Raw genomic sequence first — 25,211 nt, forward strand, 5'->3', positions numbered from 1 at the left:
ATGGCAAACCTGCGCGTAGGGCTGATCGGGCTCGGCATGATGGGCCGGCACCACGCCCGGGTCCTGCGGGAACTTCCCGGGGTGGACCTCATTGCGGTGGCGGACGCCTACGGCGACCCGCACGGCGTCGCCGGCCAGCTGCCGGTCCTCGGCTCTGTCGAGGAACTCATCAGTAAAGGCCTGGACATGGCCGTGGCCGCCGTCCCCACCGGCATGCATGAGGAAGTCGGCCTGGCCCTCGCCGAGGCCGGCGTCCACACTCTGGTGGAGAAGCCGATAGCCGCCAGCGCCGACGCCGGGCGGCGGCTCGTCGAGGCCTTCGAAAGCCGGAACCTGGTCGGCGCTGTCGGCCACATCGAACGGTTCAACCCGGCGCTGCAGTCACTGCGCAAGCGCATCGAAGCGGGAGAGCTCGGCGAAGTGTACCAGATCGCCACCCGCCGGCAGGGGCCGTTCCCGTCCCGGATCGCCGACGTCGGCGTGGTGAAGGATCTCGGCACGCACGATATCGACCTCACCGCGTGGCTGGCGCAAAGCCGGTTCGAATCGATCTTCGCGCACGTCACCACCCGCAGCGGCCGTCCGCATGAGGATATGGTCGCCGCGACCGGGCAGCTCGAAAACGGTGTCATCACCAACCACCTGGTGAACTGGCTCTCCCCGATGAAGGAACGCCTGACCATCGTCACCGGCGAGAAGGGTGCCTTCGTCGCCGACACCGTCACCGCAGACCTGACGTTCTTCGAGAACGGCACGGTGGCGACCGAATGGGAGTCGATGGCGGCGTTCCGCGGCGTTTCGGAAGGCAACATGACGCGGCTCGCGATCGCCAAGCCGGAACCGCTGCGCACCGAACACGAGGCATTCCGCGACGCCGTCCTGGGGCTGCGCAATGACGTCGTGACGATGCGCGAAGGCCTGGACACCCTCATCGTCGCCGAGGCCGTGCTGGAGTCCGCCCGCAGCGGGCAGATGGTCAAAGTGCCGTGACCTCCCACGAGGCGCCCACGGTCGCGATAGCAAGTCGCATTTTCGCTCCGGAAGTTGGCGCAGCGGCATATCGGCTGGAGGCCCTTGCCAACGCTTTGGCTTGCCAGGGGGCGGAAGTTCGAGTGATCACTTCTCGGCCGCCGCGGGGCCTGAGCCAACTCTCGGGTAACTACGACGTCAGAAGATGGCCAGTGCTTCGGGACGCCGGCGGCAATGTCAGGGGATATCTGCAGTATCTCAGCTTCGATCTTCCCCTGTTCTTTCGGCTTCTTCTTTTGCCAAGACCGCACGTGGTTGTCGTCGAGCCGCCCCCGACGACCGGATTTGTGGTGAAGCTGGTCTGTCGCCTGCGCAAGATCCCCTACGTCTATTTCTCTGCGGACGTTTCTTCTGCCGCAGCGAAAGGCATCGGCTTGAAGGGGCCCGCTCTTCGACTGCTCACTTGGATGGAACGTTCGGTGCTTTCCTCGGCTGCTGCGGTTCTGGCGGTTTCAGAGGGGGTTCGGCAGGAAATCCAAACACTATGCGGTGGCCAGCGAGACGTCTGCGTGGTCGGAACTGGAGTGGATACCACCACGTTCTCATCGGAAGGCCCTAACAAAGCACAAGAAGGTCTATATTTTGTCTACGCCGGCACGATGTCAGAGATCCAAGGTGCGCGGGTATTCATCGAAGCCTTCAGCCTCATCGCTGAGAGGCACCAAGACACCCGACTCATAATGTTCGGGCAGGGCGTCGAGCTGCCAGCCCTAAAGGAATTGGCCCGTCCGCTCGGGTCTCAGGTAGAATTCAGGCCGCCCACGTCTGGCGTGGAAGTGGCAAGTTGGTTCAGGAGTTCCTTGGCGAACTTGGCTTCAGTCCGCCCCGGCAAGGGATACGACTTTGCATTTGCTACCAAAGCCTTGGCAGGCCTTGCCGCCGGTTCGCCGGCGATATATGCCGGGGTGGGACCGATGGGCCAGCTGATCGATGAAAACCAACTCGGAAGGTCCTGCGACTGGACCCCTGAAGGCGTAGCCGAAGCGCTTGAAGAGATGATTGCCAGCCCCGTTAGCAGCGCGGAACGCGCGAGACTCTCTGCCTGGGCGGATGAAAATTTTTCGCTTCAATCTGTCGCCAGGAGAGCCGCTAGCCGTGTTCTGTCATTGGTTCCCGGCGCGCGCTGACTGCGCGACGCCACGGCGCATCGCGGCGGCGGAGAAGCGCAGCCTGCGTCTCGTTTACTGTGTTGGCTGCTAGCTATGGGATACTAAATCAGTGAGTCGTACTTGGATAGTCATGCCTGTATTCAACGAGGCAGCCGTTGTTGGAAGTGTCATCGAGGGGTTGCTGCCGGATTTTCCCCACATCGTGTGCGTCGATGACGGCAGTACCGACGGGTCCCAATCAATTGCCCGGGCAGCCGGGGCTGTAGTGGTCCAGCACCCTGTGAACCTAGGCCAGGGAGCCGCGTTGCAGACAGGGATCGAGTTCGCACTGACAGACCCAGATTTGGACTGTGTAGTTACCTTTGACGCGGACGGACAACACCGGGTCCAGGACGCGAAGGCAATGACTGCACGAATCCGATCTGGGGAGGCCGAGGTCGTCCTCGGATCGAGATTCTTGGACGCACGTACACAGCTGTCGCCTGCTAAGCGACTTGTCTTAAGGACTGCAGCTCTGCAATTTAGAGTGTCAACGGGGCTCAACTTGTCCGATGCGCACAACGGTCTGAGGGCGTTTAGCCCTGATGCGGCGGCCAAGATTCATTTGACTCAAAATCGGATGGCCCATGCATCGGAGCTCATACATCAGATCGCCGAATTCAAGCCCAAATGGGTTGAACATCCCGTTGAAATTATATACACCGACTATTCGCGCTCCAAGGGGCAATCTCTCCTGAACTCCGTCAACATTGTTGCGGATCTATTTCTTAGGTGAAATCGTGCAGATTATCGTACAGATAGTTTTGTTTCTTTCCGTTGTCCTCGTATCTTTGGTGCTGATGCGCGGTGGTTCTAATGCCAGACATCTGGCTATCCGACGTATCATGATCGTCCTTTTTGCCTGCGTCGCCGTCGTCTCGGTTTTCTTTCCAGAAGCGCTAACTCAAGTGGCCAAATTCTTTGGCATCGGACGAGGGACCGACTTGGTGCTTTATGCGCTAATCGTTAGCTTCCTAGTCTTTATGGCCACCACGTATCAGCGATTCCGGCATCTCGAGACGACTTTCACCAAATTAGCCCGGCGCATCGCTCTAGATGAGGCCAGCCGGCCCTGGCTCGATCAAGTAGCCGACCCTTCGCAGCACCGGTAAACGCGCACGCAAGCCGCCGCTGGTGCTGGCAACCCGATCTCAGGATGTCTGGACATCGGCCGCGTGGGACGAAAGCAAGCGGAACAAGCGCTAGCCCATTTGCCAAGGTAAATAGAGGGGTTGACTTCAAGGGTGCGGATCATCAGGAGAACACATGTAGGTTCCGCCGACAGCGGGAGTCTATCTGTGAGATGGCTTTTTGCATTGGCGGGGAGCGTGTCGCAGGGGCTGGTGAGGTTCCTCTACAGCGTTTTAGTCGGCCGTTTTGTGGGTGTCGCTGCCTTGGGATCTATGAATTCAGCGATTTCTCTCGCTTTGGTACTTAGCCTTTTGTGGCCCACCGCGGCGGGCCAGGGCGCTACGCGATTCGTAGCAGAGATGAGAGGCGCCGGGCATTTCGACCGAGCACAGCGTGTTGCCAACTACTTGGGACGCAAAATGCTTTTTAGTAGCGTTCTTTTGGCCGCGGTAGCCTTCGGCTCTTGTCTCACCCTACTTAAGACAGATCTCTCTACTGCTGTATGTTGTGGCTTGCTACTGCTCGGCTACGCTTCATGGTATTTTGCACGCAGCGTCCAATATGGAGCTGGCCAGGTTGTGCGCGCCGCGCTATGGGACGTGGCAGGCTCTGCCCTTGCGATAGGGCTGCTAGTCGTAGTCCTTCTCGTAGGCTGGAACGAGATTCTCCTTCTGCCAATGGCCTTGGCCTATGGGCTTTACGGAGTTATCTGCTGGCCGAGCAGATCCCCCCTTGAGACTGACCCGCAAAAGACCCGTGAGATAAATCGGTTCGTCCGGTACGGAGTGATAGGGACTTTGTCCAACACCGGGCTGCTTCAGTTTTCAATGATTGCGGCGCATCTGTTCGGAACGGAAATCGAGGCTGGGTTTTACGCTGCCGCCCTGAGCCTAGCCACGCCGGCGACGATGTTGGCGCGTACGGTGAGTCAAGTGTTGTTTCCTTCGATGGTTGAGGCGGGGGGGCGAGACGATTCCGACTCCTTGCGTCGCCAGACTGACATTATGACTCGGGGGCTAGTCGTCGGAATGGTGGCCATATTTGGTGCCCTGGCCATGGCCAGTCCGATCATCATCGACTTTTTCTTCGGCTCTCGATACATGGAAGCGAAGCGACTCCTAGCACTCCTGCTCATAGCGGTCATGTTTACCACTTTGCCGATCGCCTGCATTAATCGTCTGAATTCCACTGGAACCCGCGGAGCCCGCTTCGTGTCTCTGAACGCTATGGGGGGCTTGATCCTAGCTTGCACTCTGTGGTTCCCCCTGACCGCCTGGCTTGGGCTCGCTGGGGTTGCTGTCGGGTACTTGCTAGGCACCCTGAGTGCGGCAGCTATGGCGATATTTCGGTGCTGGCGAATGGATGGCCACGTTTGGCGAGGTCTGTTCCTTAGGCTCGCATTGGGTATCTCTATCATCGCCTGCGGCGTTCTTTTTACATACCTAGCGTCACCGCCGGACTGGGCGGGTGTCCCTCTTGCAATCGGGTTTGTGTCGGTTTGGTCGATTGTCTGCTGGGGCGACATTCGGCGACTGAGAGCGGCCCGGGCGGGAGCACCGGAGATAGACCCGTCAGTCGGCAGCTCGATGAACGGATAATTCCTTGATTACAGGGTGGACGAGCTGTTCTTGATAGGCGGGCTCGCCCTAGAACTTGTTCTGTGGAGCAGTGAATGATTACGCGTCGGAGACATCGCGCTCGGTTCGGGCCCTTCCCCACCAAGGGCCGAGCGCGAGATCTACGGCGCCCGCGCCCTTAACTTACTTGCGCGGCATCGGCTGAAATCTTCTGTCTTCAGCCGTGACTGTGGGGCGGAATTGGCGGGTCTCTGGACTGCAATCTGTGCACAGAAGGGGCCTGGCTTTCGGAGTCCAGGGCATTCTCGAGCGCGGCACAACGGGCCCGATGGCTTCGGGTAAGGGCGACTCCCGCTCTCCGGCGCCGAGCCTGTTCACCTCCGCGGGGCCAACCACTCTCTCGGTCGGTTAACGCGGAGGCGACTAAGCGGCCGCGAGGACATCCGCCAGGTCATGGTGGCGAAACATGAAACGGAATGGCAGGATCGCAGTGTCTTTTCCGACGGGGATCAGGCCGATCGCATGCGGGTTCATCGAGTCGCAGCAGCAGCCGATCCTGTTGGGGGCGGTTCGAAGCTCTCTAAGCCGCTGCGAGTGTTGGAGACTGAGCCCTGGGTGCCGAAAGACGTGGGGCGGTACTTCTGGAGGAGGGGAGCAGGCATTCGGCGTTCGCACCGTGCCGGAGTGAGTTGAAGAGTTACACGGCGAAGTGGTTGGGAAACTCTTGGAATGCGGTCGCGCTGATCAGATCCACGGGCCGCCTACGTGGTCCCGGGGGTACCGGCCTTGGGCCAACGGTAAAGGTCAGCTTCGACCATCAACCCGGCCGCACAGTAGCGCACGATTGCGAACCTGCCCGCCGTCGCCTTCTTCAGCGAAGTCCGCAACAGCGTGCTGCTCGGAAGTCTGGACCCGGCATTCACCTCGCGACGGGTTTCCGACTAAGAGCCATCCAACTTGGTTGGACGGTCCTGCTTGCGTCGGCATCAGCAGAGTCCGCAAGGGGACACTCCGGTGGAGACGGCCCCAACGGTACTGTGCCTTGGGAAACACAAGTACGCGCCGGAGAGCGTCTCTGGGCGTGTCACGGCCGGGAGCGGAATCGGCCAAGTGCAGGCGCGCCCTCGCTCTCTTTTCGACCGAGCGCCGGGACGGGGATCGGCCTTCCCTTCTGCGACTACCGTCCGGACCGTCGAGTTCATGTCAGGACCGCGGGGGTTCGCTTGGTTGATGAGAACGGCCCGCAGCCACGCAGCCCCGTTCTTACCTCAGGACTCGGCGCTGCTGGGAGGACGACTGACAGGGCTTCCTCCAAGGAGTGTCTCGACGAGACCGAAATTGATTGGCCGGATCGAATTCTGACCAGAGTTCAGATGTTACGCAGGGGTCTGGCACAAGGGTAGCGACGATTTCTTTTGCCAGAGCCGGGCCATCTATCTCTTCGGGTCGCTGGTGACCACAACTCACGCTCCCAGAGCGGTTGTATTCATTCGGCCACGGTAATAAGCAAACGACGGAGTAGGCCTCGCTGGACTTCTTCATCGCGAGACGAACTGAGTTCAGAGGCAGCTAAGTGTGCATTTGCTTTATACTGAGCTATGTCGCTCTCCGACAGTGATCGGATGGCCGTCGCCAATGACTCCGGAGAATAATCAGTCGTAATCGCCCCAAGATTATGCGTGTTGATGAGGGCCGAAGTCTCCGGCGAAGGGCTAAACACAATTCCGAGCCTCGCTTGCACAAAGTCAAAAAACTTGTTCGGCAGCATCAATGCATGGTTGGTTGTGCGCGGCGGTAAGCTGAATATCCCAAGATCATAAGCGTTTAAAGTTCGAGCGAGCGCATCGGGGGCGACCGCATCGTGGAAAACAATTCTAGGTGAGCCCGCCGATAGATCTCTCAACTTCCGCCAATACTTGCCGCCATCTCGGGCTTCAACAAGGTATAAATCCAGACTGTACCGGTCATCCAACAGAAGTACAGCCTCAATAAGTCCTTCCAGATTTCTACCGGGTACGGCGGCGCCGGAGTGAACCAGACGCACACGACCAGATTCCATCTGGGACGGCTCAAGATCCTGCAGAGGGCCGGCGTTTCTGATGACGACTGACCGGGTACCAAAACGTTCATCGTACAACTTTGCTATAGACGCGTTTACGGCGCTGACGGCGCGGGTTCGCGGCAGAAAGGCTGCGCAGACGTGGGTCATGTAAGGCTTTACAAGAAGTCGCCAGGAGAGCACATGTGCTCGTTCTTCGGGAGCCCATTCGTGCATATCACCCCATACCGGCGGAGTGATGGACATCTTGTTCGCCAGGTAGTGAGCTAGAGGTAACGCCCGTGCCTCATTAGCCACAATGAGATCGAACTCTTCTGACCCCACTAGTTCCGCCGCGGCCTTGACCGCGGGCGCCTGAAGGTACAGGGCCCGGAATTTGCGGAGGGCGAGTGCTAGAACTCCCGCGGGAGTCTGGGGGAGGGACGGGAGCGAGCCGTCGACTTCGAGATGGTCCAGCGCATGTGGTGGGCAGGACCCATAACTTACCGTTGTTACGGCGCCAAATTCGGCCAGTACCTTGATCTGCCGCAGCACTCGGGAATCGGCGTTGATGTCGGAAAACGATATACAGAGTATTCTAGGTTTCACAGCTCCGCTTTCACTTCTAGTAGGTTCATACAAGCATTTGCCAGGGCAATCGAGCCGGAGGTTTCGCGGCGCGGTGGAACCGGGGCGTCTCATTTAGGGGATTCGCTATACTTCTTCCCCGCCGCGCCTCGTTAGCAAAAGGGAAGGTTGACCCACTATGAGGTCGGCTCCCAGAACGGGACATTGCCCGCACGGAACGTTTAACGATCTGGTCTCACCCTCCGTCCAACCGATGACTCTAGTTGTTCGAGGGGTCGCCAGCTTCCTTGCGTCCCGACATGTCCCCGGTGCTGATGACGGAGCGACGAGGCAATGGAGGGCTGCAAACCGATGGTCTCTGCTCGCCTGGTCCGGCGTTTTACCGATGGCCCGCATGCTCGCTATGAGCACGGGTATTACGACGTGTGGCGCGGGCAGCTCTCCGCAATCTGCCTGGTCGGCAGTGAAGCTAGCGAGTTCTTCGTGGGATACCGCGTGCGTCCGTGAGGGGAGTGGGCCCAGCGGAACTGAGGGTCCCCGGAGCCTATGGCGACAGGCGCGCAAATACGCCACCCCGGTAGGATAAATCCGCAATGAGCACCTTCGTAGTTCGGTCGTCACCCGGCTGTATATCACAGCACAGGTGGCCGTTTGGGGGATGACGTCCACACTGTCCATGGCGAGAACGCGACGGTCGTTGCCAGGCCCACAAGGAAATTCTAGCAGTGGGCCTGGCCTGCCACGCGGCGGATAAGGTCTTATTCTGGCGAAAGCGATGGTTTCACTGGCAGGCGACGATTTCGTAGAGCTTTGCGTCACCCTCTTCATCCACGAGCTTGAGACCCGTGTTTTGCGCCAGTTCTTCTGAGCTTGGGAAGGGATGGTTGCCATTGTGGACTTCGCGGGGACCGAAGTCGAGCACAAAATTCGTCTTCTCTCGGCGTACGATCTCGCACACGTTCGGGTCCTCTGTTATCTGGCCGAGGTGGCTCAGCAAGGATCTCTCCGACGACGTCGGCGAACTGCTTATGGCCGGGAGCATTGCTTGGCGGCCGCTGAAGGCGTAGACGAGAGCTGCGCCCGTCCACGGATTGCCGATGACCACTGCGTCTGCGGGAACATGGCGATCTAAACGCTTGAGTAGTGCCTCTTCATCGTTCGATAACAGCGGTGATGCCAACGAGGAAGAGTACGCGTGCGACGCATTGGCCTGTGCAATGCTGATAGTGCGTCCCTGCACCAACGCTGCTGCTAGGCAAATCAACAGGAGAGAGCTCGCGGTCCGAACGGCGTGTAACTTCACTTGGTGCGGCTGGCCGTTTCGGCGCACGTATTGCACAGCCCTCTCAATTAGCCAACTTCCCCCGACCGCTGCTATCGCGATCGTCGTTACGGGTAGCAGCGCCGCGAGGCGGTAGCTATCGTTGTACCAAATGCCTGTCCAAAAGCTGCGAACGGGACCCGCGGGATAACCGCTAACGATCCCGTATAGCGCCACCGACACCGCGAAAGATCCAACAACCCATAGTCGACGCTGGGTGGATAGGACTACGACTCCGACGATGGTGAAGGCGAATATCAGCCAAGGGATGTCGCGGCTCAGAGGCGAGCTCGTGAGCGCTTCGCCGATTGCGCGCGGAAGCGTGGTCTTTGGGGGCCATGAGGAGGCAGCCTCGCTCGGCCGGACTACTGTCCAGAGCCAGATCGCAATCAGTGTGTAAGCGACGACGCACCCCACCGAGGTCGCCAATATACGGATTCTGTGGGCTCGCCCCTGAAGAGAGCGAAGACGTTCGACGAACCAGAACCCCATAGGTGCCGCAGAGAGTGCGATGAGAGCCATGGTGGTGCTCGGATGGGCGAGCGTCAGCCCCACCGCTGACAAAGCAACAAGCGAGAGGTTTAACCGGCGAGATGCTTTCGTGTCCCGTCCTAGTCCCAAGAATCTGACCACGGCGCCCAGGCACAAGGGGAGAATGGCGATAGATAGCAGGTTCGGATAAAGGACGCCGAAATCGATCATCAGGTAAGGAAAAGAGCTAAATCCTGCCGCCAGGGTCCCGGTGATGAGCGCTGGCATAAGCCGTTTACCCGTGAGCGTCGAAACTAGGAAGATTGCGGACAAGGGCCAAACTAGACCTGCTACAACGATGTTGGTTGCCGTTATGCCAACAGGGATCGCACTGCCGCTTGCCTCAATAACCAGTGCGACTACATCATGCCACGCACCGGGGTAAAAGCTCACTCGACTTGAATTGGGGTCCAGGGCAGCCATGGTCAGGGAAGAAGCCCTGCCGGAGTCCAGGATGGTCCTGATGGCGTTTAGATGGAAAACGTTGTCGTAGGTCTGCGAGATATGATCTGGGCTCCCGATTATCTTGCTGAATCTATAGAAGACAATCCCGGCGGGGATGCCGAGAGCAAGAAAGTACCCCGCAGTCCGCAAACCCGGAACTCTAAGACTGCGGGAATCCACGCTGATCGTGCGCCATTCGCCGGCGCGCAGCCGACTCCACCCCAGTCTCACCGCTGCGGCCAGGGCAACGGCGATGGCGGCCACACCTAACGAGGAGCCAACCGACCACCCGATGTGCAGCAACTGAAGGATTATCGCTCCAGTGGCTGTCAAAAATACGGTTAGTGGGGCCGCTGACGCCCATAACGTCAGTCCTCGCGCTCCCATTACTCTAGCCAAGGCGGCGCCAGGACCAAGTAGCAGGACCACACACACGGCGAGTGTGGGGATGATGTCCGTCCAGCTCATCAGGTGCATCTCCTAGATTTGACCAAAGCATTCAGCATACAGCCCCTTTCGGGGCTCGCGAGAAGGACCGTCGACGACGACTGCTTGTAGGAGCCATGGTGGACTCACCGTTGAGCGCGGCAGAAAAACTTGAGTGGAATGCGTTCGGTGATCCGGGGCCTAGACCTAGCTCCCTGCAACGGAAACCGATACCCGGGCAGAAGCCCCGAGGGCTCCCGCGAATCGGGGAGCGCCCCAAACACCGCCGGGGGCGATGGGGTAGTACCGGAGTTGGCCATCGACCTGTACCGCAAGGACACCCTTGCTTCCTGCCCCCGCAAAACCTGCATTCGCGGAGAACTGGCGGAAAGTATACCAGCCGGATCCGACCACTTTTCGGGACTCAGAAATAAAACCATTCTGTCCAGTGGACCGGTACAACTTCATGGCGCCAGTAGGGCTGACAGCTAGCAGGTCGGGCTTACCATCAGAATCAAAATCCACCATGGCGAGCTTGAGACCCTTCCAGCCTGAGCCTATGCGCACAGGCACGCTGAGGCTCCCTCCGGATGGATTCGCCCAGTAGTTTAGATCGCCGTTTGGCCCGTAACCCAATAGTCCCGGAAATCGGGATCCATTCACCCAGTTGCCAGCGACGATCGTCTTGTCCGCGAAGCCCGTGGTGGCCACGGTTGCCGCTCTGAAACCACCTGCGTTTAAACCCAAGTACGCTGTGACGGCTCCAGTTGCCTTCACCGCGATGATGTCCGGAACATCGTCGCGGTTCCAGTCCACTACATTTATGGACTTCATGCTTGACCAGCCGACGCCGATACGGTATGGATCGGAGACGGTGGATGTTCCGCCGGCCGCGTGGTTCCACAATGCGCCGGACGAGTCGACGGTGAGGACATCGGCCATGCTTGTAATTGCAGGCAAGGAGGGCCGGAGAGGGCTTCCGGAAATCAGCACACCGGACCACCCTGATGCAAGTATGAGTGGCGTTCCAAGCGCGCCATGATCCAGAGGATAGTAGCGTAATGTTCCTCTGCGGTCACGGGCCAAGATGCCGTTCGAAGAGGGGGCCAAAATTCCGGGTGCGGGACTGATGCTGTCCATTGCGCTCCAACCGTTGCCGAGGCTCGTGCGGGCCTCGAAGACAAACGCACCCCTTCCATTGGAACGGTAGAGAGACATCTGGCCTAGATAGTCAACTGCAGCAATGTCCTGGTTGCCGTCTCCGTCGGCATCCGTCATGAGAATGTGCATTCGGACGAAACCGGCACCGATTTTGCTGGCCGGGCCGAGTGCGGTGCCCGACTCGTTGGGATACAGCAGAAGCATGCCGTCAGCTCTGCGGACGACGACTCCGGGATACTTCCCGGCATTGATCCACCTTCCGATCGTAACCGTCGCTCCGGCAAGTCCTGAGGCCAGAGGAACTTTTGAAGAAAAGCCCCCAGCCCTGAGTCCAGGCTGAACACCGAGTACACCCCCTGTGCTCAGCGTCACTAGGTCCTGGACCCCGTCGGCGTTCCAGTCTGCAACGTGCAGGGACGCGATTCCGGTGAATCCTGATCCGATCTTGGTGGCTGTTCCTAACGTTCCCGTGCCGGCAGACCGTCGGTAAAGTCCTCCATTGGAGTCGGTCGTGACGACGTCAGTGGCGGCCGCGATGGATGGGCCGCCGGCCGTGGGGGGCGAGCCGGCAGCGTTGACGGTCTCGCCGCCCGCTATAAGGAAGCCAGCCCATCCAGATCCGATAACCGAGGAGAGGCCCCAAGATGAATTGCCCGGCACGGGGAAATACTTCAGCGTGCCATCCAAGGTCCGTGCCACAAGCCCGGTAGCGGCGTAGCCCTTGAAAGCGAACGTGACAGTCACGCTTGTCATCGTGTTCCAGCCGGAGCCGATGGTGGGGCGGGCTTCGGAAATGAACCCACCCGCACCGTTCGAACGATACTGCCGCAGCTTGCCCGCCGCGTCCTGTGCTATGAGATCTTCCCTTCCATCCCCATCAAAGTCGACCATGGTCAGGTTGAGATTGGACCAGCCGACGCCAATCCTGCTGGCCGCCCCTACAGCCCCTCCGGAACTGTTTCGCCAGAAGTTCAAGTTGCCAGCGTCGTCCCTAGAGAGGATCTGCGGAAAGTAGCTGCTACTCAGCCAGTAGCCGATGGTGAGCTGGTAGCCGGCCCAGCCGGAGGGCGCCAGCACAGGTCCGGTCGAGAAGCCGCCGGCAGCGACACCGAGGTATACGTTGACGCGGCCCGAAGTCCACTGGGCAACTATGTCGAGAACGCCGTCGGCGTTCCAATCGATAACGTTAATCGAGCGCAGCCCTGTCCATCCATGGCCGATCTGTTTGCGCGCGCCGAAACTGCCTGAACCTGTCGCCGGGTAATCCCAAAGGGCGCCGGCCGCATCGGCCGCGACGACATCGCCGGTGGACATAATTGAGGGTTTCGGGATGGCGCCGTCTGCCGTGGAAGCGAACTTCTGCAGGCTGGCGTAGCTGCCGTTCCACGCGTTCGAGTCGCCGGCAAAGGGGCCCGTGCTGCTGTACTGCCACACGCTGTAGGTTCCCCAGCCGTTAGGAATGTTGCCGACATACGTTGAGTAGGAGGCGAGGTGGAGGGGCTGGTTACCGAAGGCGCCCGAATTGCCGGTGCATCGGGACCACCAGTCGGCGGTGGTGTAGATCATCGGCAGGCGGCCGGTCCGGGACAGCACGCGGCTGGAGAAGTCCCGGATCCATTTGACCATGGAAGCCGCGCTCATGTTGTAGCAAGTGTTGCCAAGACTCGTGTAAGGGTTGTACTCGATGTCCAGCAGCGGCGGCATCGTTCTTCCGTCAGGGCTCCAGCCGCCGCCGTTGTTGACGAAGTAGTCGGCCTGGACCGCCCCTGTGGAGACGCTAGGGAGGGCGAAATGGTAGGCGCCTCGCATCATGCCCACGCTCCGGGCGCCGGAGTACTGGGAAGGGAATGCCGGGCTGAGGTAGGTCGTACCCTCGCTGGCCTTGATGTAGGCAAAGCGGGCACCCATGGAATACTGCGTGGCCCACGCCACCGACGGTTGGTGGCTGCTGACGTCCAGTCCCTGAATGCCGGGGGCCTTCCAGGTGCTCTCAGTCTCCAGAGATTCCGCGACGGCGGCGGCGCCGCCGGAGCGCGGCGAGCCGGACTGCCGTGTCTTCAGGCCCTGGCCCATGGAGGCACCGTCCTGGCCGATTTCGGCTTGGAGCGCTGCCATGTCGATGGTGCCGGGCGCCGAATCTGGGGCAGTTGCCGTCTCGGACGGGCTTGGACCCGGTGTGGCTTCCGGGACGCCACTGGCCGTCTGGGCCGGGGTTGGCGCCGGACTCTGGCTCGCTGTCGGGGAAGCCGTGGAACTCGGTGAGGGTGAGGGATCCGGCACTACGGCACCAGCTTGTCCAGGCAGGCCGAGGGTCGCCACTGCGGTGACCACAAGGGCTGAAAGGCTCTTCACCAACGGAGTACTTAGATTTGACAGGGTCGGGTACGGCTTCATGTGTCTCTCCGGAGCGCGAACGTGCTCCGCAAAACACGCTGCCTAGTTCACCATGACCGGTCGTCCTCGAGTCGGGAAACCGATTTGTCAATTCGCTTGGTCTTGACGCCGAAACGATAGCATCGCATCGTCTGCGATACCAGAGTGACCGCTGTTACGTGTGTGGTTGCCGATAATCGCCGGGAGGGGCGCCGTGCGCGGGGAGGGCCGGCCGGCTCAGAGCTGCTTAGAGATGTACGGGACCAGTGCCCTTGAGTACTCGGCACTGATGTGCGAGTAATCCCGGTAGACAATGACGGAGCCGACTACCGGATAACAGAGTTTCTCGTCGCAGAACTGTTCGCGCAGAGTGACCTGTTTGACGCCTTCCCTGGACATGGCTGCTCCGGCGCGGCCGATAGCCGTGTTGTCCGGGTAGGCCTTGGCCCGCGGCATGGCGCAGGCGAGGCTGTCGTCCTGGTGTTTTGCAAGGCAAGTTGGCACATACTCTCCGTTTGTCCTAGGTACGTCATCGAAGGCCACGACGTGTTTGCCCGCTGCCATCCAGCTGCGCCAGGTTTCTTCGAAGCCGCCCACGGCGGGGTTCTTCAGCGTGCGGCCCTCCGGAGAAGCAAAGGTGTAGGCGGTTGAATACGCGGCGGTGAAAACAATGGAGATGCTCTTGTCGGCAGTGAGGGCGTCATCCACCTTTTGGTTCCAGTTCAGGCAACTGCGCTGGCTGTCCTCGTTCGTCTCGGAAGGGACGATCCGACGGGCTGTCGTGGCCGGGCAGGAGCTCTTTGTGTAGGTCTTCACGTGCCACTTCTTGGCGGCCGCCAACTGGTCGAGGGCCGGGAACCACGCCGTCGCATGCGAGTCACCGACAATGGCCACCGTGGCTTTGGCCTGGTCCGCGCTGACGCCCAGGTCGCAGCTGACGACGTCGCTTGCTGTGATTCCGGCCTGGCAGCCCTCATAGAGCGGATCCGTGTTCTGCTTGGCCACTAGGGCCGGGCCGGGCCTAGGAGCTTCCTTGCCGGGCACCGGGCCGCAATTGTTGGCCGGGGCGAGGGCTCCGGGTCCGTAGCAGGGGCCGAGCTTCGCGGCGGCTTCTCCGTCGCCCGGTGAAGCGTAGGCAGCTGCCGTGAGACCAAAGCACAGGGCAACAATGGCCGCCATGCTCGCGGCGGTGAAGGCATAGGCCCGCCACGGCGCCCGCAACAACCAGCCGCGGCGCAGCGGATCCTCGATGGACACCTTGGTCACCCAGGCCAGAGCTACCGAGAGCAGCAGGAGCAGTACCTTCTCCAGGCCGGTGAGAGTGTGTCCCAGGACGTACGGCGCGAAGATGATAAGCGGCCAGTGCCAAAGGTAGAGACCGTACGACACGTCACCCAGGAATGTCATGGGCCGTCGGGACAGCCAGCGGCGCGGGGCAAACGCCGTCGTGCTGCCGGAACACACCAGCACAAGCGCCGTGCCTACGACAGGCAGCGCAGCGGTCCAGCCTGGAAAAGGCGTAGCGCCGTCGTATGCCAGCGACGTCACGGCGATCAGGGCCAGGCCGGTCCACGCCGCCACGGACGCCCAGCGGCCGTTGAACTGGCGATCTGCGAAAACGAGGGCCACCAATCCGCCTACTGCAAATTCCCAGACTCGCGTCGGGGTGACGAAATAGGCCGTGGACTGGCTCTGCGCGGTCAGAACGATGGAGTAGACGAGGGAAGCGGCGCCGACAACCGCAATGCCTGCTGCCATGGTGGTGCGCAAGGGAAGACCATGCGGCAGCGTGCCCGACTGCTGACGACGCGCGGTCAAATGGCGGGAAACGTACAGCAGGCCCGTGAGCAGCAGCGGCCAGACGACGTAGAACTGCTCCTCCACCGACAGCGACCAATAGTGCTGAACCGGGGTGGCGTCGTTGTGCATGGCCGAATAGTCGACGGCGTCAACGGCGAGGGCCCAATTTTGGACATAAAGCGCGCTCGCGCCGATTTGCCGGGCAGCTACTTCCCACACGGTTGATGGAAGCCACAGCAGGGCCCCGAGCAGGGAAACGGCCAGCACGCAGATGGACGCCGGCAGCAGGCGCCGAATCCTCCTCGCCCAAAACTGCAGGAGGCCCACCCGTCCGCTCTTGGATACCTCTCGGTACATATGAGAGGTGATCAGGTAGCCCGAGATCACGAAGAACACGTCGACGCCGACGTAACCGCCCGTCACGCGTTGGGGCCACAGGTGGTAGACAACGACGGCGAGAACGGCAACAGCCCGCAGGCCCTGGATTTCCGGCTGGAACTGGCTCGGCTTTGGAGAGCGGACAGGGACAGCCCGCTCTCTGGGCGCGGCGGTGGCTTGGTTGGACATCACAACGAACAACTTTATCGCGGCGCTCCCCAGGTCGCCTCCCCGGATGTGCGGGGCAACCTAGACTGGAACCCATGAAGGTATTGGTTACCGGCGGCGCCGGCTACATCGGATCCCACACGACGCTCTCCCTCCTTGAGGAGGGGCACGACGTCGTCGTGCTCGACAACCTGATGAATTCGAGCGCGGAGTCGCTGCGCCGGGTGGAGCAACTCACCGGCAGGAGCGTGGACTTCCGGAAGGTGGACCTGCTGGACGCGTCCGCGTTGGACGCCGTCTTCGCCGAGGGTGGCTTCGAAGCCGTGATCCACTTCGCCGGGCTCAAGGCCGTCGGGGAGTCCGTGGCAAAGCCGCTCATGTACTACACGAATAACGTTGCCGGGACCCTGAACCTGCTGCACAGCATGGAGGCGGCAGGCGTGCGCCGCCTCGTCTTCAGTTCCTCCGCCACGGTCTACGGCGCCTCGGAGGAAGTGCCGTTGGTCGAGAAGGCGCCGCTGGACGCCACGAACCCCTACGGCCGCACTAAGGAACAGATTGAAGACATCCTCTCCGACCTCGGCGAGGCTGATCCGCGCTGGAGCATCGCCCTGCTGCGCTACTTCAACCCGGTTGGCGCGCACGAGTCCGGCCTGATCGGCGAGGACCCCAGCGGAATCCCCAACAACCTGCTGCCGTTCGTCGCCCAGGTGGCTGTGGGCCGCCGCGACAAGGTGCGCGTCTTCGGCAACGACTACCCGACGCCGGATGGCACCGGGGTGCGCGACTATATCCACGTGATGGACCTCGCCGCCGGCCACCTGGCGGCTCTGGGCTACATAGCAGGGCGCCCTGGGGTGTACCGGTGGAACTTGGGTACCGGCCGCGGCTCCTCCGTGCTGGAGGTCATCGAAGCGTTCGGCGAGGCCGCCGGCCACCCGGTGCCGTACGAGTTCGCGCCCCGCCGTCCGGGGGATGCCGCCGTTAGCTACGCTGATCCCTCCGCCGCGCTCGCCGACCTGGGCTGGTCCGCGCACCGGAACCTGGCGCAGATGTGCGAGGACCACTGGCGTTGGCAAAGCCGGAATCCGCAGGGCTACGCTCCGGTGGCCGAAAACGCCGGAGCCGGTGCCGAATAAGAGCTGTTCGCAGCCGCGGCACGGTTATCCACACCGGGCCGCCCCTGCTCTTGTCTGAAAGCCCCCTCTCGCTTAGCTTTAACCCCAGTTGTACTGCCCCAGGGGGAAGGGGCAGCGGCCATCTTGGGGGCACCGTGGAAGCCGTGCGCATCGTCGAGGATGAGGTTCGTGAGCTGATCCGTCGCCGTGGGCTCGACCCGCTGCGTCAGGGCAGTGAAGTCCGCCGCCTCGTGGACGAGGCCATCAGCGACTACGACGAACGGGCGCTACTGGCGCCGCTCCCACCGATCGGGCCCCTGGACCAGGCGCGGAGATTCGTATTCGACGCCGTGGCCGGCTTCGGTGCGCTGCAGCCGCTCCTGGACGACCCGGCCATCGAAGAGATCTGGCTCAACGCCCCCGACGAAATCTTCGTGGCCCGCAATGGCGAATCGGAGCTCACCTCCATCGCCTTGACGGACCAGCAGGTGCGAAACCTGGTCGAACGGATGCTCAAGAGTTCCGGGCGGCGGCTGGATATCTCCTCGCCGTTCGTTGATGCGGCCCTGCCCGACGGATCACGGCTGCACGTGGTGATCCCCGACGTGACGCGGCGGCACTGGGCGGTCAACATCCGCAAGTTCGTGGTCAAAGCGAGCCGGCTCGAACACCTGGTGGAGCTGGGAACCCTGACCCCGCAGGCGGCCCGGTTCCTGGGCGCCGCCGTGGCCAGCGGGCTCAACATCCTCGTCTCCGGCGCGACCCAGGCGGGCAAGACCACCATGCTGAACTGCCTGGCTGCCAGCATCGGCACGCGCGAGCGGGTGGTGACGGTCGAGGAAATCTTCGAACTCCAGTTTCCGCTTCGCGACGTCGTCGGCCTGCAGTGCCGGCAACCGAACCTCGAAGGTGAGGGCGAGATCCCGATGCGGCGGCTCGTCAAGGAGGCGCTCCGGATGCGGCCGGACCGGCTGGTAGTAGGTGAGGTCCGGGAAGCCGAAAGCCTCGACATGCTGATCGCCCTGAATTCCGGACTTCCCGGCATGTGCACCATTCACGCGAACTCGGCACACGACGCCGTGACCAAGCTCTGCACCCTTCCCCTGCTCGCCGGCGACAACATCTCCAGCGCCTTTGTCGTCCCCACGGTCGCCTCCTGCATCGACCTGGTGGTCCACTGCAGCCGGCTGACCGGCGGCCGCCGGCAGGTCACCGAGATTCTTTCCCTCGGCCGCAGGGTGGAGAACGGCATCATCGAGTCGTCCACGGTCTTCGAGCTCCGCGCCGGGACTCTCGAAGCGCAGGCCAACTCCATGCCGGCGGCAGAAAAATTCGCCCGGGCCGGATTCGACGTCGCGGCGCTGCTGGGGGCGCACTGATGGCGCCGCTGTTGGGGGTCCTCGGCGGAGCCGGACTGTTGCTGGTCTGGTGGTCGATGTGGGAGCAGCCACCGGCGGCCGTGCCGCGGCGCCGCACCAGCAGGCTCGAGGATCTGCTACGCGCTGCCGGCATCGACAGGGTAAGCCGGCTCGGGCTGCTGGCGACGTGCCTCGGCGTCGGAGCCCTCGTGACACTTGCCTTCTACGCGGGCACCCGATCCTGGCCCATTTCCGGCTGTTTCGGATTGTTCGGCGGCTGGCTGCCCTTGGGACTTGTCAGTTGGCGGGCCAGGAAACGGACCGTCGTGCTCCGTGAGCTGTGGCCCGACGTCGTGGACCACCTGCGCTCGGCGATCCGGGCCGGGCTGTCGCTTCCCGAGGCGCTGATCCAGCTGGGGGAGAAGGGGCCGGCCGAGCTCCGTGCGGCGTTTACCGATTTCGGGGCGGATTACAGGTCCGGCGGCCAGTTCGACACGGCCCTGGGCCGGCTCAAGGACCGTCTGGCCGATCCCGTGGCGGACCGGATCGTTGAGGCGCTCCGGCTGACCCGAGAAGTGGGCGGCTCGGACCTTGGCAGGCTGCTGGGGACCCTCGCCGAATTCCTCCGGGACAACGCCCGGACCAGGAGCGAACTGGAGGCGCGGCAGTCGTGGACCGTCAACGCCGCCCGGCTCGCTGTGGCCGCACCGTGGATCGTGCTGGTGCTGATGGCGGGCCGGCCTGAGGCGGTGGCGGCCTACAACTCCCCGGTCGGGGCCGCCGTGCTGGTTGGCGGGCTGCTGGTCTCACTGTTCTCCTATGCCGTCATGCTGCGCATCGGTGCCCTGCCCCGGGACGAGCGGGTGCTTCGGTGAACCCGCTGACGACGGGCGCCGTGGTCCTCGGGCTCGTCCTGGGCGGGGGACTCTGGCTGGCCGTCACCAGGCTCCCGTTTCTGCGGCCGGTCAGCTTCACCGAGCGGATCGGCCCACAGCTGAGGTCCCACAGCGTCGAATCCCGCTTGTTGCGGCCGCTCCGTGGAACCGTCACTCCGTTCGGCCCGCTGGGGCGGATTCTGCGTCCGGTGATCCGCGACGGCCTCCACGCCCTCGGCAGGCTCAACCCGGGGTCGACCGCGCTGAACCGCAGGCTGGCACGCGCCGGGAGCGGCAAGACTCCGGTGGAGTTCCGCGCTGAGCAGCTGTTGTGGGCCGCGGGCGGCTTTGTCGCGGCCACCGGAGTCGTGCTGTTGTTCGGGGTGGCTGGCCGTCTAAACCCGCTCTTCGCCGCGCTGATCGTGCTGGGTGCCGGGCTGGCCGGCTTCCTTTTCCGGGACTATGCCCTTGGCGCGCAGGTGAAAAAGCGAGAAGCCCGGATGATGGCTGAATTTCCCAGCGTGGCTGAACTCATGGCTCTTGCAGTCAGCGCAGGGGAGAGCGCGGCCGGCGCTCTGGACCGGGTGGGCCGCCGGGCGCAGGGTGAACTCGCGCACGAGTTCTCCCGGGTGCTGGCCGACACCCGGGCCGGTAAACCGTTGGCCGAGGCCCTGCAGGATTTCTCCGCGCGGACCGAGTTGGGTCCATTGGTCCGCTTCGTGGACGGCATCCTGGTGGCCGTGGAACGGGGGACCCCACTGGCCGACGTTCTGCGGGCGCAGGCCCAGGATGTCCGGGACACCGCCAAACGGGACCTGATGGAGTCGGCGGGCAGGAAGGAGATCGGGATGATGGTGCCGCTCGTGTTCGGTGTGCTGCCGCTGACAGTGGTGTTCGCCGTCTTCCCGGGGCTGGCGGCCATCAGCTTGGGTCTCTGACCCGCAGTCCCGACGCAACACGCAAATTGCTGTACCGGCACCACACAGGAGTAAAACCGCACAACGACAAAGGGGACATCGTGAAAAGTCTATGTATCTCCGCCTGGTTACTCATCAGGGCGGCACTGCTCATTCCGGCAATAGGCCTGCTTGTCCGCAGGCAGGTTCCGCCCCGGGCGGGCCACCGCAACCGGTCCGTAGGCCGGCGGGTGGCGCCGCCGGAGGGACAGGATGACAGCGAGCGTGGAGATGTGCCCGGCTGGGTAATGATCACCTTGATGTCCGCCGTGCTGGTCGCAGCCTTGCTCGCGCTCGCGGGACCGGCACTGGAAGGGCTCTTCAACCAGGCGATGCAAAAAGTCGGGCAGTAGGCGGTGGCTGCGGCCGGCAGCAATATGCGCGGCGCGGCGGACCGGGAACGCGGATCGGCGGTAGTCGATTTTGTCCTGGTCGGCGGGCTGCTCACGCTGTTCTTTCTGGCAATCGTGCAGCTGGCGCTCGTGCTGCACGTACGGAACACCCTGATCGACGCCGCGGCGTCCGGCGCCCGGTACGGCACGTTGGCCGACCGCAGCGCCGTGGACGCCACCGAGCGCACCGCCGAATTGATCGGGGTGGCGCTCACACCTGAGTTTGCCCAGGACGTCAGCGCCAGGGAGACCAGCTACGCCGGCATTCGCACTCTGGAGGTGACCGTGAGGGCGCCGCTGCCCGTGATCGGCCTGATCGGACCTCGCGAGTTGCTGGAGGTGAGCGGCCATGCTGCTGTTCAGCCCTAGCCCCGCCCCGGACAGTGCGGAAGCTGACACCAACGCCGAACGGGGGAGCGCCGTCGTCGAGTTCACCTTCCTGTCGCTGCTGCTGATGGTTCCGGTCGTGTACTTCATCATTACCGTGGGCCAGCTCCAGGCCGGGTCCTTCGCCGTGGTCGGGGCCGCCGACCAGGCCGCCAAGGTCTATGTCGCCCAGCCCGACGCGGCTGCCGGCCGCGCCGCCGCCGAACAGGCCGTCCGGCTCGCGCTCGCCGACTACGGCCAGCCGGCGGAAAATGCCAGCCTCGAAACCAGTTGCGTCCCCGCCGACTGCGCCGCCGCCGGATCCGCCGTCACCGCCACCGTCCGGCTCACGGTGCCGCTGCCGTTCATCCCCTTCAACGACACGCTGCGGCTCGACGCCGGCCACCTCAGCGCTACGGCCACCCAGATGGTCGGGAGGTTCCGGTGACCGTCCGGCGGCCGGGCCCAGGCCGCCGTGCAAACGACCGTGGCGACGGCGAGGACGGTCAGCTGATGGTCCTGATCATCGGGTTTGTCCTGCTCGGGCTGCTGGTGGCGACCGTCGTGGCCGCGGCGTCCAGCGTTTACCTCGAGCACAAAAAGCTGCTGTCCCTGGCCGACGGAGCGTCCCTGGCTGCCGCCGACAGCTTCACGCTGGGACAACTCGACACCAGCTCCGGCCGTCCGGCCGCCGTCCTGGGGTCGGCCCGCGTACGCAGCACCGCGGCCGACTACTTGAACCGCAACGGGGCATTCGCAAGGTTCAGCGGACTCGCCGTCGGCCCGGCCACGGGCAGTCCGGACGGGACCACCGCCGTCGTCGTGCTCAGCGCCTCCGTGCACCCGCCGGTGGTCAACTTCCTGGTCCCGGACGGCATCCGGATCGAGGCGGAGTCGACGGCGCGGGCCCGCCTGACCCGCTGATGCCCGCGTTGCTCTTTCACTTATGGCCGCCAGCCCGTCCGCGGGCGGCGGGGGCGGCCGCGGCGGATAGCGTAGGCTTGAAAAACCATGGCAAACATCGATTTTCCCGCAGAAATCCGCGCGCTGCGCGCCACGTACGACTCGATCGAGAACGTTTCGGACGTCGAGGCGCTGAAGGAAGACATCGCCGAACTCAGCGAGCGCGCCGGCGAGCCCAACCTCTGGGACGACCCCGCCGCGGCGCAGGTCATCACCTCCAAGCTCTCGCACAAGCAGTCCGAGCTGGAGCGGCTGAACAAGCTCGCCGCCCGGATCGACGACCTGGAGGTCCTCGTCGAGCTGGGCCAGGACGAGGGCGACGCCGACTCGATGGGCGAGGCCGCGGCGGAGCTGGAATCCATCCGCAAGTCGCTCAAGGACCTCGAGGTGGTCACCCTGCTCTCCGGCGAGTACGACGAGCGGGAAGCCGTGGTGACCATCCGCGCCGGCGCCGGCGGCGTCGACGCCGCGGATTTCGCGGAGATGCTGCTGCGGATGTACCTGCGCTGGGCCGAACGCCACGGCTACCCGACCACCGTCATGGACACCTCCTACGCCGAAGAGGCCGGGCTGAAATCCGCCACCTTCGAAGTCAAGGCCCCGTACGCCTTCGGCACGCTCAGCGTCGAGGCCGGCACCCACCGGCTGGTGCGGATCAGCCCGTTCGACAACCAGGGCCGCCGCCAGACCTCCTTCGCCGCCGTCGAGGTCATCCCGCTGATCGAGCAGACCGACTCCATCGACATCCCGGACAACGAGATCCGCGTCGACGTTTTCCGCTCCTCCGGTCCGGGCGGCCAGTCGGTCAACACCACGGACTCCGCCGTCCGGCTGACCCACCTGCCCACCGGCACCGTGGTGTCCATGCAGAACGAAAAGTCCCAGCTGCAGAACCGCGCCGCCGCCATGCGCGTGCTCCAGTCCCGCCTGCTACTGCTGAAGAAGGAGCAGGAGGACGCCGAGAAGAAGGCGTTCGCCGGCGACGTTAAGGCCTCGTGGGGCGACCAGATGCGCTCCTACGTGCTCAACCCGTACCAAATGGTCAAGGACCTCCGCACCGAGCACGAGGTAGGCAATACCTCCGCGGTCCTCGACGGCGAGATCGACGATTTCATCGACGCCGGCATCCGCTGGCGGGCCGACAACCGCAACGCGGAGAAGTAGCCGGACACGGGTCCGCGCCCGCCCAATCCCGCGACACGCCCCCGGGCTCCGGGCCGGGGGCTGTTACCCCTGCGTATAGTCGGAGGGCCGGTGCCCTAACTTCCCCCAAAAGAAAGCCCGCGCCCCGGCAGCAGAACTGGTCTGAAAGATGCCCGGCTCCTGCAGGGTGTATAGGGTCATGATCCGTTTCGAAAATGTCACCAAGGTCTACGACCAGAAGGCGCGGCCGGCGCTGGACTCGGTCAACCTTGAGATCGACCGCGGCGAGTTCGCTTTCCTCGTCGGCGCCTCCGGCTCCGGCAAATCGACCTTCCTGCGCCTGGTCCTGAAAGAGGACCGCGCCTCCTCCGGCGCCGTCTACGTCGCCGGCCAGAACGTGGCCAAGATTTCCAGCTGGCGGGTCCCGCGGCTGCGCCGGGGGATCGGCGTCGTCTTTCAGGACTTCCGCCTGCTGCCGCAGAAAACCGTCTTCGCCAACGTCGCCTTCGCAATGCAGGTCATCGGCCGCAGCCGCAGCGTGATCCGCGAGACCGTCCCCGAGGTCCTCAAGACCGTCGGACTCGAGGGCAAGGAAAACCGCCTGCCGCACGAGCTCTCCGGCGGCGAGCAGCAGCGCGTGGCGATCGCCCGCGCCGTCGTCAACCGTCCCGGCATCCTGCTCGCGGACGAACCCACCGGCAACCTGGACCCCACCACCTCCATGGGCATCATGGCCGTGCTGGACAAGATCAACCAGAACGGCACCACCGTCGTGATGGCCACGCATGACGACGACATCGTCAACGAGATGCGCCGGCGCGTGGTGGAACTGCGCAACGGCGTCGTGATCCGCGACGAGGCCAAGGCCCTGTACACGTCGATGATCCCCGCCGTGGGCCAGGCCCGCCGCGCCCGCGACGCCGGCGAAAGCCCCCGCCCGGCCGAAAGCCCCCGCGCCGGCGAGCCCGAAAGCACGGCTTCGACCCTGCACGCAGGGGAGGGGCAGCGATGAGGCTCGCATTCATCCTCGGCGAGATCGGCAGCGGCCTGCGGCGCAACCTGTCCATGGTCGTCTCCGTCATCCTGGTGACCTTCGTGTCCCTGACCTTCGTCGGCGCCGCCGGCATGCTGCAGCTGCAGATCAACCAGATGAAGGGCTACTGGTACGACAAGGTCCAGGTCGCCGTCTTCCTCTGCAGCGACGGATCGACGGCGCCGGGCTGCGCCGCCGGCCCGGCCACGCCGGAGCAGCAGGAAAACCTGCGCAAGCTGCTGCAGTCCCCGGCCGTGGCCCAGTACGTCAACGACTTCCAGTTCGAGTCCAAACAGGATGCCTACAAGCACTTCAAGGACCAGTTCTCCAACTCGCCGATCGTGGATTCGGTGACGCCGGACCAGCTCCCGGCCTCCTTCCGGATCAACCTCAAGGACCCGGAGAAGTACGAGGTCATCAGCGAAAACTTCTCCTCGCAGGCCGGGGTGGAATCCGTCATTGACCAGCGCCAGCTGCTGGAACGGTTGTTCTCCGCGATGAACGCCGCCTCCCTGGTGGCGGTCAGCGTCGCCGGCGTCATGATCGTCTGCGCCATCCTGCTGATCGCCACGACCATCCGTCTCTCCGCGTTCAGCCGCCGCCGCGAGACCGGCATCATGCGCCTGGTGGGCGCCTCGAAGACGGTGATCCAGCTGCCGTTCATCCTCGAAGGCGTGATCGCAGCCGTGATCGGCGCCGCCCTGGCCTCCGGCACGCTCTGGGCCGTGGCGCACTTCTTCCTGGGCGAGGTCCTGGCCAAGCAGTACCCCGACACCGCCTTCATCTCCCCGGCCCAGACGCTGTTGCTGGCCCCGGCCCTCGTGGGACTCGGCGTCCTGCTGGCCGGAACATCGTCCCTCCTGACCCTCCGCCGCTACCTGAGGGTCTGATCTT

General features: G+C 63.3%; 19 protein-coding genes. 15 read left to right on the forward strand and 4 right to left on the reverse strand.

Annotation, left to right across the window (positions count from 1 at the left end; genetic code table 11):
* The 4 genes from ACTWLI_RS11105 (at position 1) to ACTWLI_RS11120 (ending at position 3,289) form a co-directional block, all read left to right on the forward strand.
* Positions 1–990 (forward strand): Gfo/Idh/MocA family protein, encoded by a 990-nt coding sequence (locus ACTWLI_RS11105; RefSeq protein WP_445153912.1) that lies wholly within the window; start codon positions 1–3, stop codon positions 988–990.
* On the forward strand, positions 987–2,156 hold the full coding sequence (locus tag ACTWLI_RS11110) for a glycosyltransferase (protein ID WP_445153913.1): 1,170 nt from the start codon (positions 987–989) through the stop codon (positions 2,154–2,156). Before ACTWLI_RS11105 ends, ACTWLI_RS11110 begins: the two co-directional genes overlap by 4 nt.
* A gap of 112 nt (positions 2,157–2,268) precedes the next feature.
* Positions 2,269–2,913: a glycosyltransferase family 2 protein gene (locus ACTWLI_RS11115; RefSeq protein ID WP_445153914.1), complete on the forward strand. Its 645-nt coding sequence runs from the start codon at positions 2,269–2,271 to the stop codon at positions 2,911–2,913.
* Positions 2,914–2,917: 4 nt separating this feature from the next.
* Positions 2,918–3,289 (forward strand): DUF2304 domain-containing protein, encoded by a 372-nt coding sequence (locus ACTWLI_RS11120; RefSeq protein WP_445153915.1) that lies wholly within the window; start codon positions 2,918–2,920, stop codon positions 3,287–3,289.
* 3,082 nt (positions 3,290–6,371) lie between these two features.
* On the opposite strand, the gene ACTWLI_RS11125 is transcribed toward ACTWLI_RS11120, so the two are convergent.
* From ACTWLI_RS11125 to ACTWLI_RS11140, 4 genes are all read right to left on the reverse strand, one after another.
* Positions 6,372–7,478, reverse strand: coding sequence for a hypothetical protein (locus tag ACTWLI_RS11125; RefSeq protein WP_445153916.1), 1,107 nt, complete (start codon positions 7,476–7,478; stop codon positions 6,372–6,374).
* An 814-nt stretch (positions 7,479–8,292) separates the two neighbouring features.
* Entirely contained in the window at positions 8,293–10,284 is a 1,992-nt protein-coding gene (locus tag ACTWLI_RS11130; RefSeq protein WP_445153917.1) for a DUF6541 family protein, read from the reverse strand.
* Positions 10,285–10,440: 156 nt separating this feature from the next.
* Complete coding sequence (locus ACTWLI_RS11135; RefSeq protein ID WP_445153918.1) at positions 10,441–13,509, reverse strand: GH25 family lysozyme; 3,069 nt, start codon at positions 13,507–13,509, stop codon at positions 10,441–10,443.
* Between the two features lie 495 nt (positions 13,510–14,004).
* A complete protein-coding gene (locus ACTWLI_RS11140; RefSeq protein ID WP_445153919.1) occupies positions 14,005–16,134 on the reverse strand; it encodes an acyltransferase family protein in 2,130 nt (709 codons plus the stop codon).
* 74 nt (positions 16,135–16,208) lie between these two features.
* On the opposite strand from ACTWLI_RS11140, the gene galE reads away from it, so the two are divergent.
* The 11 genes from galE to ftsX all read left to right on the forward strand — a co-directional run bounded on the left by galE (position 16,209) and on the right by ftsX (position 25,207).
* Positions 16,209–17,252, forward strand: a complete 1,044-nt coding sequence (gene galE, locus ACTWLI_RS11145; RefSeq protein WP_445153920.1) for a UDP-glucose 4-epimerase GalE — start codon at positions 16,209–16,211, stop codon at positions 17,250–17,252.
* Positions 17,253–17,386: 134 nt separating this feature from the next.
* Positions 17,387–18,610, forward strand: a complete 1,224-nt coding sequence (locus tag ACTWLI_RS11150) for a CpaF family protein (protein WP_445153921.1) — start codon at positions 17,387–17,389, stop codon at positions 18,608–18,610.
* Positions 18,610–19,464, forward strand: coding sequence for a type II secretion system F family protein (locus ACTWLI_RS11155; protein WP_445153922.1), 855 nt, complete (start codon positions 18,610–18,612; stop codon positions 19,462–19,464). The genes ACTWLI_RS11150 and ACTWLI_RS11155 overlap by 1 nt, the downstream gene beginning before the upstream one ends.
* Complete coding sequence (locus ACTWLI_RS11160) at positions 19,461–20,402, forward strand: type II secretion system F family protein (RefSeq protein ID WP_445153923.1); 942 nt, start codon at positions 19,461–19,463, stop codon at positions 20,400–20,402. The genes ACTWLI_RS11155 and ACTWLI_RS11160 overlap by 4 nt, the downstream gene beginning before the upstream one ends.
* A gap of 140 nt (positions 20,403–20,542) precedes the next feature.
* Complete coding sequence (locus ACTWLI_RS11165; protein ID WP_445156166.1) at positions 20,543–20,773, forward strand: hypothetical protein; 231 nt, start codon at positions 20,543–20,545, stop codon at positions 20,771–20,773.
* 24 nt (positions 20,774–20,797) lie between these two features.
* Positions 20,798–21,181, forward strand: a complete 384-nt coding sequence (locus ACTWLI_RS11170) for a TadE/TadG family type IV pilus assembly protein (RefSeq protein ID WP_445156167.1) — start codon at positions 20,798–20,800, stop codon at positions 21,179–21,181.
* On the forward strand, positions 21,162–21,626 hold the full coding sequence (locus tag ACTWLI_RS11175) for a hypothetical protein (protein WP_445153924.1): 465 nt from the start codon (positions 21,162–21,164) through the stop codon (positions 21,624–21,626). The genes ACTWLI_RS11170 and ACTWLI_RS11175 overlap by 20 nt, the downstream gene beginning before the upstream one ends.
* A gap of 65 nt (positions 21,627–21,691) precedes the next feature.
* Positions 21,692–22,102 carry a pilus assembly protein TadG-related protein gene (locus ACTWLI_RS11180; protein WP_445153925.1) on the forward strand — a complete coding sequence of 137 codons (411 nt, stop codon included), beginning with the start codon at positions 21,692–21,694 and terminating at the stop codon, positions 22,100–22,102.
* 87 nt (positions 22,103–22,189) lie between these two features.
* Positions 22,190–23,305 carry a peptide chain release factor 2 gene (prfB, locus tag ACTWLI_RS11185; protein ID WP_445153926.1) on the forward strand — a complete coding sequence of 372 codons (1,116 nt, stop codon included), beginning with the start codon at positions 22,190–22,192 and terminating at the stop codon, positions 23,303–23,305.
* Between the two features lie 178 nt (positions 23,306–23,483).
* A complete protein-coding gene (gene ftsE, locus ACTWLI_RS11190; protein WP_445153927.1) occupies positions 23,484–24,296 on the forward strand; it encodes a cell division ATP-binding protein FtsE in 813 nt (270 codons plus the stop codon).
* Positions 24,293–25,207 (forward strand): permease-like cell division protein FtsX, encoded by a 915-nt coding sequence (gene ftsX / locus ACTWLI_RS11195; RefSeq protein WP_445153928.1) that lies wholly within the window; start codon positions 24,293–24,295, stop codon positions 25,205–25,207. The genes ftsE and ftsX overlap by 4 nt, the downstream gene beginning before the upstream one ends.
* Positions 25,208–25,211 lie beyond the last annotated feature (4 nt).

It is taken from the genome of Arthrobacter sp. Hor0625, from assembly GCF_052567525.1.

What these genes read in the sequence shown, in the direction of transcription:
- ACTWLI_RS11140 (WP_445153919.1), bottom strand. Translation starts at nt 16,134, where the DNA reads ATGTCCAACCAAGCCACCGCCGCGCCCAGAGAGCGGGCTGTCCCTGTC.
- ftsE (WP_445153927.1), top strand. Translation starts at nt 23,484, where the DNA reads ATGATCCGTTTCGAAAATGTCACCAAGGTCTACGACCAGAAGGCGCGG.
- ACTWLI_RS11175 (WP_445153924.1), top strand. Translation starts at nt 21,162, where the DNA reads ATGCTGCTGTTCAGCCCTAGCCCCGCCCCGGACAGTGCGGAAGCTGAC.
- ACTWLI_RS11115 (WP_445153914.1), top strand. Translation starts at nt 2,269, where the DNA reads ATGCCTGTATTCAACGAGGCAGCCGTTGTTGGAAGTGTCATCGAGGGG.
- ACTWLI_RS11130 (WP_445153917.1), bottom strand. Translation starts at nt 10,284, where the DNA reads ATGCACCTGATGAGCTGGACGGACATCATCCCCACACTCGCCGTGTGT.
- galE (WP_445153920.1), top strand. Translation starts at nt 16,209, where the DNA reads ATGAAGGTATTGGTTACCGGCGGCGCCGGCTACATCGGATCCCACACG.
- ACTWLI_RS11105 (WP_445153912.1), top strand. Translation starts at nt 1, where the DNA reads ATGGCAAACCTGCGCGTAGGGCTGATCGGGCTCGGCATGATGGGCCGG.
- prfB (WP_445153926.1), top strand. Translation starts at nt 22,190, where the DNA reads ATGGCAAACATCGATTTTCCCGCAGAAATCCGCGCGCTGCGCGCCACG.
- ftsX (WP_445153928.1), top strand. Translation starts at nt 24,293, where the DNA reads ATGAGGCTCGCATTCATCCTCGGCGAGATCGGCAGCGGCCTGCGGCGC.
- ACTWLI_RS11170 (WP_445156167.1), top strand. Translation starts at nt 20,798, where the DNA reads ATGCGCGGCGCGGCGGACCGGGAACGCGGATCGGCGGTAGTCGATTTT.
- ACTWLI_RS11135 (WP_445153918.1), bottom strand. Translation starts at nt 13,509, where the DNA reads ATGGCAGCGCTCCAAGCCGAAATCGGCCAGGACGGTGCCTCCATGGGC.
- ACTWLI_RS11180 (WP_445153925.1), top strand. Translation starts at nt 21,692, where the DNA reads ATGGTCCTGATCATCGGGTTTGTCCTGCTCGGGCTGCTGGTGGCGACC.
- ACTWLI_RS11155 (WP_445153922.1), top strand. Translation starts at nt 18,610, where the DNA reads ATGGCGCCGCTGTTGGGGGTCCTCGGCGGAGCCGGACTGTTGCTGGTC.